The following is a 17,445-nucleotide window of genomic DNA, read 5'->3' as shown; positions in this document are numbered from 1 at the left end:
GCCTTCCGTCGCAGGAGCCGAGGAGCACCCGAGTGAGCAGCCAGACCGCCGACCGAGGCGACGCGTACGTCCGGGCCGGTGCGATCGTCTTCGGGCTGGGTGCGATCGCCACCCTGGTCACCTTCGTGCCGCTGTTCTTCCACCTCACGCCGCTGCCGACGGCCGCGTACTGGCTGAGCATGCTGATGCCGCTGGGCTTCCTGCTCTGCCTGGTCGGGCTGCTGCTGTCGGCCCGCGCCCAGCGCCGCCGCGCCAACGCCGGGGCGTAGCGCCCTCAGGACGCCCGGGCGCTCAGGCGCTCAGGCGCTCAGGCCTCGGCGAGGTGGGCGGCCAGCCAGGCGGGGAACAGTGTCAGGTCGGCCAGGACCACGTCGGCGCCCGCCGCGCGCAGCTCGTCCGCGCCGTAGGGCCCGGTGGTGACACCGACCGCGACCGCGCCGGCGAACAGCGCGCCCCTGATGTCACCCAGGTGGTCACCGACGTAGACGGTGGCGCCGTGCTCGCGCAGCGCCGCGCCCTTGGTCTCCGCCCAGAGGTCCCCCACCACCACGTCGGCGTGCAGGCCCGAGTGCTCCAGGTGCAGCAGGGCGTTCGGCTCGTACTTCCCGGTGATCACCGCGACCCGGCCACCGGCCTCGCGCACCGCCTCGACGGCCGCGTGGGCGCCCGGCAGCGGGACGGTCGGGGCGAAGGCCAGCTCCCGGTACAGCGCGCGGTAGCGGTCGGCCACCTCCGACACCCGCTCGGCGGGGAACCAGTTGCCGATCTCCTGCTCCAGCGGCGGGCCCAGCCGGGTGACCACCAGATCGGCGTCCACGTGCACCCCGGTCTCCGCCGACAGCGCGACATAGGTGGCACGGATGCCGGGCCGGGTGTCGAGCAGGGTCATGTCGAGATCGAAGCCGACGGTGAGCGGGGCGTTCGGGGTGGCAGACATGCCGTCAGGCTACCCAACGGCATTTCGGCGGCTCGGTCCGGCCGCTGCGGCCAGGACGGCGAGCCCCGAGGACGATTTCGGACATAATCGACGAATCGCCGAGCCCAAGGGGTGCCGATGACGCAGCAGATCTCCCGCCGGGCGCTGCTCGCCGGGCTCGGCGCAGCAGCCCTCACCGGCTGCCACGGCATCCTCGGCGGCGCCCCGGACACCGCCCTGGCCACCGGCCCCGACGGATCCCCCAGCCCGACCCCGCCACCGCCCGTCACCGTCAACACCGCCCGGGGCCCGGTGACCGTGCCCGGCGCGCCGCTGCGCGTGGTCACCCTCGACACCGCCGAGCTCGACTCCGCGATGACGCTCGGCATCACCCCGGTCGGAGCCGCCCGCGCCCCCGTCGACCAGGACCTGCCGGACTACTGGCCGGTCTCCCGGCTGGCCCGGATCCGGGACGTCGGCACCATCGGCAACCCCGACTACACGGCCATCCGCGCCCTGCGCCCCGACCTCATCCTGAGCAACCAGACCACGGACGGCACGCACTACGACGTCCTGCGCGAGCTCGCGCCCACCGTCCTCACCCAGACCACCGGCTCCGCCTGGAAGGACAACTTCCAGCTGCACGCCCAGGCCCTCAGCCGGCAGCGCGCCGCCGCCGCCTTCGTCGGCTCCTACCAGCGTCACGTCTCACAGGTCGTCCAGGGCCTGTCGGCCGCCGGGAGGGCGGGCCGCAGGATCAGCCTCGTCCGCTTCGTCGAGGGCGCGGGAATCCGCCTGTACGGCCGGCAGAGCTTCCCCGGCACGCTGCTCTCCGACGTCCAGCTCGGGCGGCCCGACGCGCAGAACGTCGACCAGTTCGCCGTCGAGATCCCCGCCGACCAGATCGCCAGGGCCGACGGCGACCACCTGTTCTACGCGACCTACGGCGACCCCGGCCGGGCCGGCGCCACCGCCGTGCTGGCGAGCCCCGGCTGGCAGGCCCTCGGGGCGGTCAGGGCGCATCGCGCGTTCCCCGTCGACGACCAGCTCTGGTTCCAGGGCATCGGCTACACCGGGGCGAACGCCGTGCTGGACGAGCTGCTGCGGCTCCTCGGCGGGTGACCCGGGAACACCCGCCCGTACCTCACCCCCCGCTCGGCGCCGCTCTCACTGCACCCGCCGGCGCAGCGCCACCGCCAGCAGGAACAGCGCCGACAGCACCGCCGCCAGCCGCAGCACCCCGGGCGCGGCTCCCCACGCCTCGTGCCCGACCTGCTGCCCGGGCTGCAGGGCCGCCCCCCAGCGCCCCTGCGCCCGGCCCCAGAACCACACCGTCGTACCGGTCATGGTCGCCAGCGGGATGCCGAGCACCGCGAACTTCCGGGACAGATCGCCCAGCTGCCGGGACAGGTACGCCAGCCCCCACCCGGCCAGCATCACCAGCAGCATCCCCGTGACCGCGCCGCCCACCAGCACCGCCGAGGAGAGCAGCAGCAGCGGCGAGGGCCGACGGCCCGTCAGCAGTCCCCGCCGCGGCGCCCGGACGGCCGCCACCGGCTTGGGCGCCGGCCCCGGCGCCGGCTCCGGCTCCAGAGCCACCGGCGCGCGCTGCTCCGGCACCACCGGGGGCGGCGGCTGCTCGATGTCCGAGAAGTCCAGCGAGACCGAGTCCCACCCCGGGAAGTCCGCCGCCGTCGGCAGCCCCCCGGCGGCGGCCGGGGCGACCAGCAGCGCCCGGGCCGGCTTCGGCGGTACGGGCGCCGCCGGCCCGGCCGGTTCCTCGGGGCCCTGCGAGGCGTACACGCTCTCGTCCTCGCCCGGCTCCGCCGGGCCCTCCCGCTCCTCGCCGGCGCCCTGGCCCACCACCCGCCACGGCCCGGCCACCCGCCACCACTCGCCGTCCGCCATCACCCACCACCGCCCCTGCTCAACCACCCGACCCGCCGCCCGAGACGCTACCCACCGGCCCCCCGCCGACGCGAGCCCCCTGCCCGGCCCGTGCCCTCACGGGGGCCCGGGAAGGACGGCACCCCCAAAGGAACCCGTACCCGACTAACCTAGGTCGGATGACCGCACAGCAGAGCGAGCCCCGCGAGCCCCGCCCCGGCAAGCCCGGCGCGGGCCCCCGCACCCTGGCCGAGGAGCTCCGCACCCGCCCCGACGAGGCCCTCGCCGCCCTGCTCCGGTCCCGCCCCGACCTGCTCAACCCCGTCCCCGGCGACCTCACCCAGCTCGCCGCCCGGCTCTCCTCACGCGCCTCCGCCCTGCGCGCGCTGGAACGCCTGGACCGCTTCACCCTCCAGGTCGCCGAGGCCCTGGCCGCCGCCCCCGACGGCAGCCCGCACACCGCGATCCGCAACCTCCTCACCGGCCCGGCGCGGGTCAAGCCCCACCCCCTGGCGGAGCCGGTCGACCGCGCGGCCGTCACCGAGGCACTGCCCGCCGCCCTCACCACGCTGCGCGAACGCGCCCTGCTCTGGGGCCCGGACAACGCCCTGCGCCTGGTGATCGCCGTCCGCGAGGCGCTCGCGCCGACCGCCACCAACCCCGGCCGCACCGGCCTCGGCCCGACCCTCGCCGAGGCCACCACCGGGATGTCCCCGGCCCGCCTCCAGCAGCTGCTGGCCTCCGCCGGCCTGCCGCCCACCCCCGACCCGGTCACCGCGATCGCCGCCCTCGCCGGCCTGCTCACCGACCGCAGAAGCTGCGCCGCACTGCTCGCCGAGGCCCCCGAACCCGCCCTGCGCCTGCTGGAGCGCCTGGTCTGGGGCCCGCCCACCGGCACCGTCCCGGACGCCGCCCGCCCCGTCACCGCCGAGGAGGTCCGCAGCCCCGTCGAGTGGCTGCTCGCCCGCGGACTGCTGCTCCCCTCCAGCACCGGCAGTGTCGTACTGCCCCGCGAACTCGCCCTGCACCTGCGCGGCGGCCGCAGCCACCGCGCCGTCGAGGCGGCCGCGCCGGCCGTGGTCCCCGCCGCACCGCCCCGCGATCCACAGGCTGTGGACAGCGCGGCGGCCGGGCAGGCGCACACGGCCGTACGCACGATCGAGGAGCTGCTCGACCACTGGGGCCTGACTCCGCCGCCCACCCTGCGCGCCGGGGGCGTCGGCGTACGCGACCTCAAGCGCGCCGCCCAGTTGCTGGAGACCACCGAGCAGACCGCCGCGTTCTGGCTGGAACTCGCCTACGGCGCCGGTCTGCTGGCCCCCGACGGCGAGGCCGACGAACGCTGGGCCCCGACCCCGGCGTACGACAGCTGGCTCCAGCGCACCACCGCCGACCGCTGGACGCTCCTCGCCGGCAGCTGGCTCGCCGCCACCCGGATCCCCGCCCTCACCGGCACCCCCGACAGCAAGGGCAAACCCCGCGCCGCCCTCGGCCCCGAGCTGGACCGCACCCTCGCGCCGTCCGTACGCCGCGCCGCCCTGACCCTGCTCGGCACCCTCCCGGCCGGCACCGCCGCAACCGCCGAGGAGCTGCTGCCCACCCTGCGCTGGCAGCGCCCGCTGCGCAGCGGCCCCACCAACGCCGAGGGCCACGAGCTGCGCGACGACCTCGTCCGGTGGACGCTGGGCGAGGCCGAACAGCTCGGCATCACCGGCCGGGGCGCGCTGGCCGCCCCCGCCCGCGCACTGCTCGCCGGGCTCGACCCGGCCCCAGCCCTCACCCCGCTGCTCCCCCAGCCGCTGGACCACGTCATCCTCCAGCCGGACCTCACCGCGATCGCGCCCGGCCCGCTGCTCACCCCGCTCTCCCAGGCGCTCGCGCTCTGCGCGGACATCGAGTCCAAGGGCGGGGCGACGGTCTACCGGTTCAGCGCCGAATCCGTCCGCCGCGCCCTGGACGCCGGCCGCACCGCCGCCGACCTGCACGTCTTCCTGGACCAGCACTCCCGCACGCCCGTGCCGCAGCCGCTCAGCTACCTGATCGACGACGTCGCCCGCCGGCACGGGGTGCTGCGGGTCGGCGCCGCCTCCTCCTACCTGCGCTGCGACGACCCCGCACTGCTCGCCGAGGTGCTCGCCGACCGCCGCTCGGTGGATCTGCGCCTTCGCCTGCTCGCCCCCACCGTGCTGGCCGCCCAGGCCACCCCGCAGGCACTGCTCGCCTCGCTGCGGATGATGGGCTACGCGCCGTCCGCCGAATCCGCCGAGGGCGATGTGCTGATCAGCCGCCCCGGCAGCCACCGCACCCCGCCGCGCGCCGCCCCCACCCCCGTGCCGGACGGCCCGCCGACCCCGGACGACAGCCTGCTCGGCGCCGCCCTCAAGGCCATCAGGGCCGGCGACCGGGCCGCCACCGCCGTCCGCCGCGAGACCGTCAACGGCCCGGCGGCCAACGTCCAGCAGAGCGGCCCGGCCCGCAGCGACACCCGCCAACTCCCGCGCACCGCGGCCGCCGACACCCTCGCGGCGTTGCAGACCGCCGTCATGCTCGGCGAGCGGATGTGGATCGGCTACATCAATGCCGACGGCCTCGCCTCGCAGCGGGTCATCGATCCGGTGAAGGTCGAGGGCGGCTTCGTCACGGCCTTCGACCACCACGCGGACGAGCTGCGCCGCTTCGCCCTGCATCGCATCACCGGCGTCGCCGAGCTGGACGAGAAGGCCTGAGCCGACGCGCCGTCACCCCGCCTCGGGGCGTGCGGCGCCCGGCTCTGCGACTTCACCGCCCGGCCGGCCGGCGTCCTCGGGTCGCCCGGGGAGAGAGGCATGCTGCCGCCGCTCACCACGTCGGCGAGCAGGAAGCCGCCCGCCGCGAGTGCGGTGAGGAGGCGCTCGGGCTCGTTGGTGCCCGGTTCAACAACCGGCGCGGGTTCCGGTCACCTGCGCTTGACGCGCCCAGCGGCACGGCGTACGCCGGAAGGTGGGGACCACGAGCGAGCCGAAGGGGCGCGCCGGTGCCGAAAGCGAGGAGCGAGGAAGGGAGCGAAGCGAGCGGGGGAGCGACGACCGTCGGCACCGGACCGGAGCGCCTCGGCGGCGAGCCGAGCCCAATCCAGGGGGGTTCCGGAAGGAGGCGTCATGCTCGGTGACCTGATAGGCGAGATCCAGAGCACGGACAGCGGCCGGCGGGTGCTGGCCACCACGGACGGGTTGCACCCGGTGATCGAGGTGTCCTTCGAGGCGACCGGCCAGGTGCTCGGGGTGCCCGTCACGGAGTTCGCGTCGTACGAGTCGCAACTACGGACCGACGGCTCTCTGTTCGGCGAGGGCCAGGGCGTCGGGATGAGCGAGAAGGGCGAGACGTACAGCTGGCACGGCAGCGGCATCGGCCACTTCACCGGGCCGGGCGGCGCGATGAAGTGGCGCGGAGTGATCTACTTCGAGTCGCCCGCCGAGAGCTTCGCCAAGCTCAACGACGTGGTCGGCCTCTTCGAGTACGACACCGACGGGAGCGGGAAGGGCGCCTCCAAGGTCTACGAGTGGAAGTGACCGCACCACCCGCGCGGGGAATGCGCGACACTGGAGGGTCTGCGTCGAACCAGCCGAGCCAGTGGAGGGCTTCCCCGCGTGAATGACGGACCACTCATCGTCCAGAGCGACAAAACACTTCTCCTGGAGATCGACCACCCGAAGGCCGCGGACTGCCGCCGCGTCATCGCCCCGTTCGCGGAGCTGGAGCGCGCGCCCGAACACGTCCACACCTACCGCGTCACCCCGCTCGGACTGTGGAACGCCCGCGCCGCCGGGCACGACGCGGAGCAGGTCGTCGACGCGCTGGTGAAGTACTCGCGCTACCCGGTTCCGCACGCCCTGCTGGTGGACGTGGCCGACACCATGGCCCGGTACGGGCGCCTGCGGCTGAGCAAGCACCCCACCCACGGCCTGGTGCTCACCACCACCGACCGCCCGGTGCTGGAGGAGGTGCTGCGCTCCAAGAAGATCGTCCCGCTGGTCGGCGCGCGGGTCGACCCCGACACCGTGGTGGTGCACCCCTCCGAGCGCGGCCAGATCAAGCAGGTGCTGCTCAAGCTGGGCTGGCCCGCCGAGGACTTCGCCGGGTACGTGGACGGCGAGGCGCACCCGATCGACCTGGAGCAGGACGGCTGGCAGCTGCGCCCGTACCAGCAGCAGGCCGTCGAGGGCTTCTGGCACGGCGGCTCCGGCGTGGTCGTGCTGCCCTGCGGCGCGGGCAAGACGCTGGTCGGCGCGGCGGCCATGGCGGAGGCCAAGTCCACCACGCTGATCCTGGTCACCAACACCGTCTCGGCCCGCCAGTGGAAGCACGAGCTGGTCAAGCGCACCACGCTCACCGAGGACGAGATCGGCGAGTACAGCGGCACGAAGAAGGAGATCCGCCCGGTCACCATCGCCACCTACCAGGTGATGACGACCAAGCGGAAGGGCGCCTACGCGCACCTGGAGCTGTTCGACGCCCGCAACTGGGGCCTGGTGGTCTACGACGAGGTGCACCTGCTGCCCGCGCCGGTCTTCAAGTTCACCGCGGACCTCCAGGCCCGCCGCCGGCTCGGCCTGACCGCGACCCTGGTCCGCGAGGACGGCCGCGAAGGGGACGTGTTCTCGCTGATCGGCCCCAAGCGCTTCGACGCCCCCTGGAAGGAGATCGAGGCACAGGGCTACATCGCGCCCGCCGACTGCTGCGAGGTCCGCGTCACCCTCACCGACTCCGAGCGCCTGGCGTACGCCACCGCCGAGCCGGAGGAGCGCTACCGCTTCTGCGCGACCACCGCCACCAAGCGGCGGGTGGTGGAGGCGCTGGTCAAGAAGCACGAGAAGGACCAGACGCTGATCATCGGCCAGTACATCGACCAGCTGGACGAGCTCGGCGAGGTCCTGGACGCCCCGGTGATCAAGGGCGAGACCAGCAACGCCCAGCGCGAGAAGCTCTTCGAGGCCTTCCGGACCAAGGAGATCAGCGTCCTGGTGGTCTCCAAGGTGGCCAACTTCTCCATCGACCTGCCCGAGGCGACCGTCGCCATCCAGGTCTCCGGGACGTTCGGATCCCGCCAGGAGGAGGCCCAGCGCCTGGGCCGCGTACTGCGCCCCAAGGCGGACGGGCACTCGGCCCACTTCTACTCGGTGGTCGCCCGCGACACCGTGGACCAGGACTTCGCCGCCCACCGGCAGCGCTTCCTGGCCGAGCAGGGCTACGCCTACCGCATCATCGACGCGGACGACGTGCTCCAGGGCTGACGGCGGCTGACGCCCCAGGTCACAGGCCGACGCCGTCCCGGCCGAGGAAGACGACCCGGGCGGTGGTCCCCAGCGCGATGCCGACATTGCGGACGGCCGTCGCCAGCCGGTTACGGCGGCGGCCGGGGCGCACGGGGCTGGCGCCGCCGCCCGCGGGGCGGGTGGTGGTCTTCGGTGCGCGCACCCGGCGGGTCGTGGCCGCTGCCCGGGGCGCCGTCATCTCTACGGTGCTCATGCCTTCCACAGTAGTTTTCGGCCACCCCCGGCACATCACCCGAAAGGCCGTATCCCCCCGCAGCGGATGTCGTACCTGCGGCGTACGGCGCCCCCGAGGTGAGCCGGGGGGAAATCCGTTAGCACCCTGACTCCGACGGGTCTAGGATTCTCCGTCTGCCCCCTCCCGAACCGTGGTGCCGTCCGTCGGCAGCCGGGGGAGGTACCGACCGCTCGGCAACCGGCCGGTGTCCCCCACCGTGAGCTACGACGAGTCCGCTGCACCTGCACCAGGGCAGCCGGAAAGGTTCGCTGTGCCCGCCAGTCCCACCACCGACCCCCTCCAGCGCGAACGCGAACACCTGGCCGCGTCCCGGGCCGCACTGCGCGCGATGCGCGAGGAGGCCGAGTCCCTGGACATCCGTGACGTCACCGGCACCTGGGTCGCCGCCGTCGTCCTGCAGAACCAGATCACCAGCCGGATCGCGGCGCTGGCCGACCTCGCCCACACCCCGCTGTTCTTCGGCCGGCTGGACTACCTGCACGCGATCAGCGAGGAGCTGGCCGAGGGCGCCACCGGCGAGAGCTTCTACATCGGGCGCCGCCACGTGCACGACGCCGCCGGCGACCCGATGGTGATCGACTGGCGTGCGCCCGTCTCCCAGCCGTTCTACCGGGCCAGCCGCACCGAGCCGATGGACGTCGAGCGCCGGCGCCGCTTCGGCTACACCGGCGGCGAGCTGACCGCGTACGAGGACGAGCACCTGAGCGACCCGGCCGAGGCCGACACCGCCTCCGCGCTGCTCGCCGCCGAGATCGAGAAGCCCCGCGTGGGCCCGATGCGCGACATCGTCGCCACCATCCAGCCCGAGCAGGACGAGATCGTCCGCGCCGACGTCGGCGGCACCATCTGCGTCCAGGGCGCCCCCGGCACCGGCAAGACCGCCGTCGGTCTGCACCGCGTCGCCTACCTGCTGTACGCGCACCGCGAGCGCCTGGCCCGTACCGGCACGCTGGTGATCGGCCCCAACAACGCCTTCCTCTCCTACATCGAGCAGGTGCTCCCGGCGCTCGGCGAGCTGGAGGTGGCCCAGGCCACCGTCCAGCAGCTGGTCGCGCACGTGGAGGTGCGCGGCGAGGACGACGCCGAGGCGGCCAGGCTCAAGGGCGACGCCCGGATGGCCGAGGTGCTGCGGCGGGCCGTACGGGCCGGCATCACGCTGCCCACCGAGCCCTGCGTGGTGGTCCGCGGCTCCCGCCGCTGGCGCGTCCCGGCGTACGAACTGGTCGAGATCGTCGAGGAGTTGAAGTCCCGCGAGATCCGCTACGGCGCCGCGGGCGAGGCCCTGCCGCAGCGGATCGCGCACGCCGTGCTGCTGAAGATGGAGCAGGGCGGCGAGGCGCCGGACGACCGGGTGCAGGACGCCGTCGCCCGCAACCCCCAGGTCAAGGCCGTGGTCAAGGCCTGCTGGCCGCCGGTGGACCCGGCCAAGCTGGTGCACCGGCTGCTCTCGGACGAGGAGTTCCTCGCGCGCTGCGCCGAGGGCATCCTCGACGAGCAGGAGCAGCGCGCGATCCGCTGGGCCAGGCCCGGACGCTCGGTCCGCACCGCCCCCTGGACGCAGGCCGACGCCGTCCTGGTGGACGAGGCGACCGACCTGGTGCAGCGCACCCCCTCGCTCGGCCATGTGGTGCTCGACGAGGCGCAGGACCTCTCCCCCATGCAGTACCGGGCGGTCGGGCGGCGCTGCACCACCGGTTCGGCGACCGTGCTCGGGGACCTCGCCCAGGGCACCACGCCCTGGGCCACGGCCGGCTGGCCGGAGGCCCTGCACCACCTGGGCAAGCCGGGCGCCCACATCGAGGAGCTGACCAAGGGCTTCCGGGTGCCGGAGGAGGTGATCGCGTACGCCTCCCGGCTGCTGCCCGCGATCGCCCCCGGGCTGGCCCCGGCCACCTCGATCCGCGACACGCCGGGGTCGCTGAGCGTCACCCGGATCGAGGACGACCTGGTGCCGGCCGTCGTCGAGGCCTGCCGCAAGGCGCTGGCCCACGAGGGCTCGACCGGCCTGATCGCGGCGGACGCCCGCATCCCGCTGCTCGCCGAGGCGCTGGCCGAGGCCGGGCTGGCGTATCTGACGCCGGGCGAGGAGACCACCGCCGAGGCCCGGCTGACCCTGGTGCCGGCCTCGCTGGCCAAGGGCCTGGAGTACGACTACGTGGTCCTGGACGAGCCCGCCGCCGTCGTGGAGGGCGAGCCGGACGAGCGCACCGGGCTGCGCCGGCTGTACGTGTCGCTCACCCGAGCCGTCTCGGGCCTGGCCGTGCTGCACGCCCGCCCGCTGCCGGAGCAGCTGGGCTGAGGGCGGCGACGCCGAGGGGGCGGGCGCCGTACGGGCACCCGCCCCCGTGTCCGCCCCCGGTATCCGCCCCTCAGTCCCCGCAGGCGGGCGCGGGCCCGCGCGCACGGTGGCTCAGGCGTCCAGCAGCGCCCGCCACTCGGCGACCTTGGCCGCGTCCACCGGCGACTCCCAGCCGTCGGCCCGGACCGCGCCGCCGACGTGGAAGGCGTCGAAGCCGGCCGCCCGCAGCCCGGGTACGTGCTCGGCGCGCAGGCCGCCGCCGATCAGGATCCGCTGCCGGTAGCCGGGCTCCCCCGCCCTGGCCAGCTCGGTCGCCAGCACCTCGCGGCCGGCGTCCACGCCCGCGGCCGACCCGGACGTCAGGAAGGTGTCCAGACCGGGCAGGTCACCGACGGCGGCCCGTACGGCGGCCCGGTCGGCGCTGTGGTCGACGGCCCGGTGGAAGGTCCAGCGGCAGCCGGCCACGGCCTCGGCGACCGCCCGGGTGGCGGCGAGGTCGACGGCGCCGTCCGCGGCCAGGAACCCGAGGACGAACTCGTCCGCGCCCTCCGCGCGCAGCGCGGCGGCCCGGGCCCGCAGGTCGTCGACACTCCCGGGCGCGAAGCCGTCCCGGATCCGGAGCATCACCCGCAGCGGGATCCGTACGGCGGCGCGGATCCGGGCGAACTCCGCCACCGCGGGCGTGAGCCCGTCGGCGGCCATGTCCGAGACCAGTTCGAGCCGGTCGGCGCCGCCGGACTCGGCGGCCCTGGCGTCCTGGGCGGTCAGCGCGATCACTTCGAAGATTGGTCTAGACATGTGCTCACCCTGCCACATCGCCCCACCCCCCGGCGAGCCCCGCACGCCGGCGCACGGCGGAGCGCACCGCAACGCGTCCGAGCGCACCGGGGCACGCCGAAGCGGGCAACCGGGCGCCCACACGCCCGATTGCCCGCCGCCTACCGCCCGGCCTCAGTCCGCGACCGACGGCTGCTTCGAGAACGCGACCTCGGGATGCTGCACCGAGCGCAGGCCGATGGCGACCACCACGGCGAGGGCCGGCATCATCAGCACGAACACCGGGTTGTGGAACGCACCGGCCGTGTAGTGCATGCCGTTTAGGCTGGAGGCCATCAGCAGGGGCAGGCTCGTGACGGCCAGCGCGGCCGGTAGCCAGCGCCCGCGCGCCGCCCCCACCACGGCCGCCAGGGCGAGGCAGAGCACCCCCGCGTCCCAGTACGTCAGCTGCCTGACCGACTGCCCGAGGACGTCGGACATCCGCCACGCGGCGAAGACCGTCAGCATCGAGGCCAGCACCGCGGCCCGGCGCGCCCAGGTCATCCGGGGCAGCAGGTCCGACGGGATCGCGAGCAGCATCAGCGCCCAGAGCACGGGCGGGGCCACCATCGCGGCCCACCGGGCCAGTCCCCAGCTGTTCAACGCCTCGTACCTGAACAGGTAGGAGTAGTCGAAGCAGGCCTGCGCCGCGACGGCGAGCGCGCCCAGCACGGCCAGCGCGCGGGTCACCGCCCAGCGCCCGAACAGCGCCGCCACCACGGCCAGCAGCGCCGGCACCCAGGCGACGCCGAACGACGGGCCGGCCTCCAGGTTCAGCAGCCCGCCCCGGAACCGGCGCTCCAGCAGCGCCAGCGGGACACCGGCCGCCGCGCCGACCGCGAACGGCGCGGCCATCGCGGCCAGCCGGGCCGGCAGTGCGCCGGACGCCAGCCCCAGGCGCAACCGCAGGCCGTACGCGGCGAGGTCGAGGACCTCCCGCGCGGCCGCGTGCCCCGAGGACCCGGCCGTGGTCTCGGCGAAGGTGGCGGCCATCTCCTCGCCGCGCTCGCGGCGGTAGCGGACCGGATAGAGCCGCAGGGCGGCCCGTAGTGCGGAATCGGTCATGGTCATGCGAAGGCTCCCCTGACCCTCGGGCGAATGATGGTGAGGCGGCGGTCCGCCTCGGCGACGACCGCCCGCAGACGGTCGGCCTCGGTGGCCAGGGCCGCACGGCCGGCCGAACTCAGCGCGTACGTCCGGCGCGCGCGGCCGTCGACGATCCCCTCCTCGGCCACCTCGATCAGGCCCTGCTGGAGCAACCGGTCGAGGGCGCCGTAGAGCGTGCCGGTGCGCATCTTCACACGGCCACCGGAGATCTCGGCGACCTCCTGGATGAGTGCGTAGCCGTGCCTCGGCGCATCGGCGAGTGCGGTGAGCAGAAGCAGCGTCGGCTCCTGCATGGAGCGTTCTGTCATGGTCCATATATATCGGTGACCGGCATATTCTGTACAGCGACTCAAGGGGCCGGCCTGACGGGACGTCCGGCGCAGGGATCAGAATGTCCCCATGCCGTCGCCCGAACCCATGCCGTCGCCCGAAGCCGTACCGCCCTCCGGAGCCGTGCCGTCGCCGGCCGAAGCCCTCGCCGAGCGCTGGTCCGCCCTGCTGCGCCGCTGCGGCGCCACGGTCGACCCCGAGCCGTACGGCCGCGAGCTGCTGACCCGCTGGGCCGAGCCGCAGCGCCGGTACCACACCACCGACCACCTGCGGGCGGTGCTCGACCACGTCGACGCACTCGCCGGGCACGCGGACGATCCGGACGCCGTACGGCTGGCGGCCTGGTTCCACGACGCCGTCTACCGGCCGGACCGCTCGGAGAACGAGGAGCGCAGCGCCGCACTGGCCGTCCGCGCGCTCACCGAGGCCGGGCTGCCGGCCGACCGGGTGGAGCGGGTGGCCCGGCTGGTGCGGCTGACCGTCAGTCACCGCCCCGAACCCGGCGACCGGGACGGCGAGGTGCTCTGCGACGCGGACCTCGCCGTCCTCGGCGGCGAGCCGGGCGCGTACGCGGCGTACGCGGCGGCCGTCCGGGAGGAGTACGCCTTCGTGCCCGAGCCGGACTTCCGCGCCGGGCGCGCGGCCGTCCTGCGCCAACTGCTGGCGCTGCCCGCGCTCTACCGCACCCGCACGGCCCGCGAGCGGTTCGACGCCCTGGCCCGCACCAACCTCGCCGCCGAGCTGGAACGCCTGGAGGACGGCCGGTAGCACGCCACCCGCCCCGACCGGGCCCGCCGACGGCGGAGCCGGGTCGGGGCCGGCGACGGGGCCGGTGGCGGGGGCCGGGGTCAGCTGGCCCGCCGGGTGAGCGGCACCCTGGAGCGGGTGAGAGCGGCGCTGAGGAGCCCGGCCAGGACGGGCAGTGCCAGCACGAGCAGGGCAATCGTCGTCCAGGGCACGGCGAGCGGGGCGGTCGGCCCCATGTGGCCGGCGGCGCGGGACCTGAGCAGACCCAGCGCGGGGACGAACCCGCTGACCGTACCGAGGGCGGCCCCGATCAGGGCGATCAGCGCGCACTGGAGGCCCGCCTGGGTACGGCGGATCCTCGGCGGTGCGCCGATGGCGGCCAGGGTGGCCTGGTCCTGCCGGGAGTCGGCGGCGGCGAGTCCGGTGGCGATGGCGGCGGCGCCGATGACGATCAGGGCGGCGAAGGCGCTGAGCGAGAGCGTGGCCACATCGCTCTTCGGCTGGTAACCGCGCTCCACGTCGAGCAGGGCGTACGGCATGATCCGCACTGCGGTCGCGGCGGCACGCTGCTCGGACTTGCCGCCGGGCGCGTCGGCGGGCAGCCAGACCGAGCCGATCGGGTCGGCCCGCAGACCGGCCTTCTGCACCGTCGCGGGGCTCACCAGCGCGGGCCCGAAGCGGGCCGCGGCCGGGTTGTCGATCAGGACGGCGTCCAGCGGGACCTCCTGGACCGCGGGCTTGGGGATCTCGCCGGGCTGCGTCGGGCCGCCGCCGCTCCCGCGCAGCTGGAGGACGGCCTTGCCGTCCTGGAGGTAGGCGCGGTCGAAGACGACGACCTTGCCCGCCGCCAGGGCGCTCTCCGCAGCCGGGTCGTGCAGGCCGAAGAGGTTGCGCAGCGCGGCGGCGTCTCCGGCGACCAGCCGGCCCTGCTCCTGGTCACGGCCCGGCCGGCCGCCCGGGGCGCCCTTGAGGTAGACGGTGCTCTGGCAGCCGGCGCAGAAGACGTGGACGGCCTGGTAGAGGTCGGCGCGTTCGCCGAGCCCGGCCAGATCCTGCTCGACGGCCCTGCGCAGCTGCGGCAGTTCGGGGCTGTCGGCCTTGGCGTCGACGGTGAGGGTGACGGCGTTGACCGGCGTGCGGGGGCGGTAGTCGGCTCGGGCCTGGGCGTCGCTGCCGGCGGTGTAGACACCGACGGCGACGGCTCCGGCGACGGCGGCCATCACGGCGGCGACGGCGGGAGCCGTACGGGCGCGGTGGCGGGCGGAGTCCCGCAGCGCGAGCCGCGGGCCGAGCGGCAGCGAGCGGGCGAGCCGCCCGCAGAGCGAGAGCAGCAGCGGGGTGAAGAGCAGCAGGCCCAGTTCGGCCGTCACCGCACCGCCCAGCACGGAGAGCGTGCGGGTGGTGAAGCCGCCGACGACGGGCATCGCCCCCGTCTCGTACGCGCTGGTGCCGTACAGGGCGGCGCCGACACCACCGGCCACCATCAGCAGGCCGAGCACCGTGACCCACTTGCTGGGGGCGGTGACGGTGTCGCGGCCGGCGAGGCCGGCCGTGATGTCCCGCCGGCTCGCCTGGACGGCGGGCAGCACCGCGGCGAGCAGCGCGGTGACGACGCCGACGGCGGCGATGGCGAGCAGATCCAGCGGCCGGAACTCGATGTGCCCGAAGCGGCTGCCGCCGGCCTGCTCGATCCAGGCGCGCAGCACTACGACCAGCCCACTACCGAGCAGCACACCGCCGAGCGCGCCGGCCAGGCCGAGGACGATGCCGCTGCCGAGAACGACGGCGCGGACGTGGCCGCGGTGGCCGCCGGCGGCGGCGAGCAGCGCGAGCTGGCGGCGGGAGCGGCGGGCGCCGACGGCGAAGGCGGGCCCGGCGAGGAGGGCGACCTCCAGCAGCGCCATGCCGGCGACGGTGCCGACGAGAACGGCGGTGCCTGCGCCGACGGAGGTGTCGGAGCCCCAACGGCCGTTCTGGTAGTAGGGGACGTCGGCGCCGGCGGGCGGGTCGAGCGCGACGGTACGCGAGGTGACGCTGTATCCGTACCGGTTGAACTCCTGGACCTTGGCCCAGTCCAGGCGGGCCCCGGCGGGCAGTTGCACCAGCCAGGCGTTCTTGCTGACCGCGGACCTCTCGGCGTCCGCCTGCCCGGCGGCCGGCTGCCCGGCGGCCGGCTGCCCGGCGGCCGGCTGCGCTCCGAGGACGGCCCCGGCCGCCGGGGCGGCGTCGGCGAGCGCGGCCAGCGGGGCGATGACCTCGCCCGGGCGGCCGATGAACTCGACCTTCGAGAGGTCCCCGGGGTGCTCGACGACGCCGGTCAGCGTGAACGGCGCGGCCTCCAGGCCCTTGAGCGTGGTGACGTCGCCGAGTCGCAGCCCCGACTCGTCGAGGAAGGCCTGGGTGACGGCCGCCTCGTGCGGGGCCCCGGGCGCACGGCCCTTGACGAGATCGAGCCGTCCGGACCAGAGCGGCCTGGTGAGGTCGGCCTCGGTGGTCTCGGTACGCAGCAGGCCCTCGCGTGAGCGCGCGCCGGCCTCGGGGCCGGGCCGGGCGGGGGTGAGGGTCGTGCCGGGCAGCAGCAACCCGGCCACCAGCGCGGCCGGTTCGGTGGTGGCGCCGCGCTGCTGTTCGGCGGTGGCGGGCCGGCCCTCGACGGCGGCCTCCGCGCGCACCCCGTCCTCGGCGAACGGCGCCTGCTGGACCTCCTTGCCCGGGGCGTAGGCGCTGATCAGCGCATCGGCGCCGCCCATCAGCCGCTCGACGCGTTCGACCGGGGTGAGCTGGCCGCTGCGGTGCACGACGTCGGCGCCGGCCACGCCGAGCACGGGCAGCGCGACCATGGCGACGATCAGGGCGCTGCGGCCCTTGGCCCGCAACGCGTCGCGGCGGGCGATGCGCAGGGCGACACTCCAGGCGGAGAGCTTCACCGACCCACCCCCACGTGCCCGTTACCGAAGCCGTGGAGCGTGTCGACGTTGTGGCGGACGGTCTCGTCGGCGATCACGCCGTCCTGCAGGAAGACCACGCGGTCGGCCCAACTGGCGTGGCGCTGCTCATGGGTGACCATCACGGCGGCGGCGCCGGCGTCGCAGCGGGCCCGCAGCACGCCGAGGACGGCTTCGCCGGTCGCCGAGTCGAGGGCGCCGGTGGGCTCGTCCGCCAGCATCAGGCGGCGCTCGCCGATGAGGGCGCGGGCGATCGCCACGCGCTGCTGCTGGCCGCCGGACATGTCGTCGGGGAAGCGGTCGGCGAGTTCCGCGATGCCCAGCTCCGCCAGGGCGGCGAGGGCCTCGCGGCGGGCGGCGCGGCCGGAGAGGCCGTCGAGCTCGCGCGGCAGCGAGACGTTCTCGGCGGCGGTGAGGGCGGGGATCAGGTTGTAGTCCTGGAAGACGTAGCCGACGGAGCGGCGTCGTACATCGGCGAGGCCCCGCCGGCCGAGGCCGGCGAGGGTGACGCCCTCGACGAGGACCTGACCGGTGCTCGGGGTGTCCAGGCCGCCCGCGAGGGTGAGCAGGGTGGACTTGCCGGAGCCGGAGGGGCCCATCACCGCGACGAACTCACCCGCGTGGACCTGGAGATCCACTCCGCGCAGTGCGTGAACCTCGGACGCGCCGTGGCCGTGAACCCGGGTGACGTTCTCCAGGTGCAGGACGGGCCCGCCGCCGGACCTGCTCGGGTCGGACGTGGACATGGTTCCCCCTTGTGTCGCTGGACGCTTGACATGCCGTTGCCGGTGCTGCGGTCGCCGGCTCTCGGCCGGACCGACCTCCTCGGCTTGCATACCGAGTATGTATAC

Annotated in this window: 15 protein-coding genes; 7 read left to right on the top strand and 8 right to left on the bottom strand. The window is 75.1% G+C overall.

What is annotated here, in order from left to right:
• Window positions 1-32: 32 nt before the first annotated feature.
• Complete coding sequence (locus ACIBH3_RS25535) at window positions 33-269, top strand: hypothetical protein (protein WP_396314400.1); 237 nt, start codon at window positions 33-35, stop codon at window positions 267-269.
• 38 nt (window positions 270-307) lie between these two features.
• Here ACIBH3_RS25535 and ACIBH3_RS25530 read toward each other — a convergent pair whose 3' ends face one another.
• Window positions 308-937, bottom strand: a complete 630-nt coding sequence (locus tag ACIBH3_RS25530; RefSeq protein WP_396314399.1) for an HAD family hydrolase — start codon at window positions 935-937, stop codon at window positions 308-310.
• A gap of 117 nt (window positions 938-1,054) precedes the next feature.
• On the opposite strand from ACIBH3_RS25530, the gene ACIBH3_RS25525 reads away from it, so the two are divergent.
• On the top strand, window positions 1,055-2,038 hold the full coding sequence (locus ACIBH3_RS25525) for an ABC transporter substrate-binding protein (protein ID WP_396314398.1): 984 nt from the start codon (window positions 1,055-1,057) through the stop codon (window positions 2,036-2,038).
• Window positions 2,039-2,083: 45 nt separating this feature from the next.
• Here ACIBH3_RS25525 and ACIBH3_RS25520 read toward each other — a convergent pair whose 3' ends face one another.
• Entirely contained in the window at window positions 2,084-2,824 is a 741-nt protein-coding gene (locus tag ACIBH3_RS25520; protein WP_396314397.1) for a hypothetical protein, read from the bottom strand.
• Window positions 2,825-2,982: 158 nt separating this feature from the next.
• Here ACIBH3_RS25520 and ACIBH3_RS25515 point away from each other — a divergent pair, with 158 nt between their 5' ends.
• From ACIBH3_RS25515 to ACIBH3_RS25505, 3 genes are all read left to right on the top strand, one after another.
• Window positions 2,983-5,529 carry a helicase-associated domain-containing protein gene (locus ACIBH3_RS25515; RefSeq protein ID WP_396314396.1) on the top strand — a complete coding sequence of 849 codons (2,547 nt, stop codon included), beginning with the start codon at window positions 2,983-2,985 and terminating at the stop codon, window positions 5,527-5,529.
• A gap of 411 nt (window positions 5,530-5,940) precedes the next feature.
• Window positions 5,941-6,351: a hypothetical protein gene (locus ACIBH3_RS25510; RefSeq protein ID WP_396314395.1), complete on the top strand. Its 411-nt coding sequence runs from the start codon at window positions 5,941-5,943 to the stop codon at window positions 6,349-6,351.
• A gap of 78 nt (window positions 6,352-6,429) precedes the next feature.
• Window positions 6,430-8,073 (top strand): DNA repair helicase XPB, encoded by a 1,644-nt coding sequence (locus ACIBH3_RS25505; RefSeq protein ID WP_396314394.1) that lies wholly within the window; start codon window positions 6,430-6,432, stop codon window positions 8,071-8,073.
• 19 nt (window positions 8,074-8,092) lie between these two features.
• Here ACIBH3_RS25505 and ACIBH3_RS25500 read toward each other — a convergent pair whose 3' ends face one another.
• The gene (locus ACIBH3_RS25500) at window positions 8,093-8,308 is read right to left on the bottom strand and encodes a hypothetical protein (RefSeq protein ID WP_396314393.1); all 216 of its coding nucleotides are present in this window, start codon (window positions 8,306-8,308) and stop codon (window positions 8,093-8,095) included.
• A gap of 292 nt (window positions 8,309-8,600) precedes the next feature.
• On the opposite strand from ACIBH3_RS25500, the gene ACIBH3_RS25495 reads away from it, so the two are divergent.
• Window positions 8,601-10,649 (top strand): HelD family protein, encoded by a 2,049-nt coding sequence (locus ACIBH3_RS25495; protein WP_396314392.1) that lies wholly within the window; start codon window positions 8,601-8,603, stop codon window positions 10,647-10,649.
• A 111-nt stretch (window positions 10,650-10,760) separates the two neighbouring features.
• Here the strand turns inward: ACIBH3_RS25495 and ACIBH3_RS25490 are convergent, their stop codons facing one another.
• From ACIBH3_RS25490 to ACIBH3_RS25480, 3 genes are all read right to left on the bottom strand, one after another.
• Window positions 10,761-11,447: a copper homeostasis protein CutC gene (locus ACIBH3_RS25490; protein ID WP_396314391.1), complete on the bottom strand. Its 687-nt coding sequence runs from the start codon at window positions 11,445-11,447 to the stop codon at window positions 10,761-10,763.
• Window positions 11,448-11,600: 153 nt separating this feature from the next.
• Window positions 11,601-12,536 carry a hypothetical protein gene (locus ACIBH3_RS25485; RefSeq protein WP_396314390.1) on the bottom strand — a complete coding sequence of 312 codons (936 nt, stop codon included), beginning with the start codon at window positions 12,534-12,536 and terminating at the stop codon, window positions 11,601-11,603.
• Window positions 12,533-12,880: a PadR family transcriptional regulator gene (locus ACIBH3_RS25480; RefSeq protein ID WP_396314389.1), complete on the bottom strand. Its 348-nt coding sequence runs from the start codon at window positions 12,878-12,880 to the stop codon at window positions 12,533-12,535. The genes ACIBH3_RS25485 and ACIBH3_RS25480 overlap by 4 nt, the downstream gene beginning before the upstream one ends.
• Before the next feature lie 109 nt (window positions 12,881-12,989).
• Here ACIBH3_RS25480 and ACIBH3_RS25475 point away from each other — a divergent pair, with 109 nt between their 5' ends.
• Window positions 12,990-13,670, top strand: coding sequence for a hypothetical protein (locus tag ACIBH3_RS25475; protein ID WP_396314429.1), 681 nt, complete (start codon window positions 12,990-12,992; stop codon window positions 13,668-13,670).
• An 80-nt stretch (window positions 13,671-13,750) separates the two neighbouring features.
• Here ACIBH3_RS25475 and ACIBH3_RS25470 read toward each other — a convergent pair whose 3' ends face one another.
• Complete coding sequence (locus ACIBH3_RS25470; protein ID WP_396314388.1) at window positions 13,751-16,576, bottom strand: FtsX-like permease family protein; 2,826 nt, start codon at window positions 16,574-16,576, stop codon at window positions 13,751-13,753.
• Window positions 16,573-17,340, bottom strand: a complete 768-nt coding sequence (locus ACIBH3_RS25465) for an ABC transporter ATP-binding protein (protein WP_396314387.1) — start codon at window positions 17,338-17,340, stop codon at window positions 16,573-16,575. Before ACIBH3_RS25465 ends, ACIBH3_RS25470 begins: the two co-directional genes overlap by 4 nt.
• Window positions 17,341-17,445 lie beyond the last annotated feature (105 nt).

Origin of the sequence: Kitasatospora sp. NPDC050543 (assembly GCF_044457565.1) — a bacterium.
Lineage (GTDB): Bacteria > Actinomycetota > Actinomycetes > Streptomycetales > Streptomycetaceae > Kitasatospora.
Note: the sequence above shows the minus strand (reverse complement) of the source record. Positions and strands in the feature narration are given on the sequence as shown.

Coding starts and splice junctions, on each gene's coding strand:
- ACIBH3_RS25530 (WP_396314399.1), bottom strand. CDS start 937: ATGTCTGCCACCCCGAACGCCCCGCTCACCGTCGGCTTCGATCTCGAC.
- ACIBH3_RS25525 (WP_396314398.1), top strand. CDS start 1,055: ATGACGCAGCAGATCTCCCGCCGGGCGCTGCTCGCCGGGCTCGGCGCA.
- ACIBH3_RS25520 (WP_396314397.1), bottom strand. CDS start 2,824: ATGGCGGACGGCGAGTGGTGGCGGGTGGCCGGGCCGTGGCGGGTGGTG.
- ACIBH3_RS25515 (WP_396314396.1), top strand. CDS start 2,983: ATGACCGCACAGCAGAGCGAGCCCCGCGAGCCCCGCCCCGGCAAGCCC.
- ACIBH3_RS25510 (WP_396314395.1), top strand. CDS start 5,941: ATGCTCGGTGACCTGATAGGCGAGATCCAGAGCACGGACAGCGGCCGG.
- ACIBH3_RS25500 (WP_396314393.1), bottom strand. CDS start 8,308: ATGAGCACCGTAGAGATGACGGCGCCCCGGGCAGCGGCCACGACCCGC.
- ACIBH3_RS25490 (WP_396314391.1), bottom strand. CDS start 11,447: ATGTCTAGACCAATCTTCGAAGTGATCGCGCTGACCGCCCAGGACGCC.
- ACIBH3_RS25485 (WP_396314390.1), bottom strand. CDS start 12,536: ATGACCATGACCGATTCCGCACTACGGGCCGCCCTGCGGCTCTATCCG.
- ACIBH3_RS25480 (WP_396314389.1), bottom strand. CDS start 12,880: ATGACAGAACGCTCCATGCAGGAGCCGACGCTGCTTCTGCTCACCGCA.
- ACIBH3_RS25475 (WP_396314429.1), top strand. CDS start 12,990: ATGCCGTCGCCCGAAGCCGTACCGCCCTCCGGAGCCGTGCCGTCGCCG.
- ACIBH3_RS25465 (WP_396314387.1), bottom strand. CDS start 17,340: ATGTCCACGTCCGACCCGAGCAGGTCCGGCGGCGGGCCCGTCCTGCAC.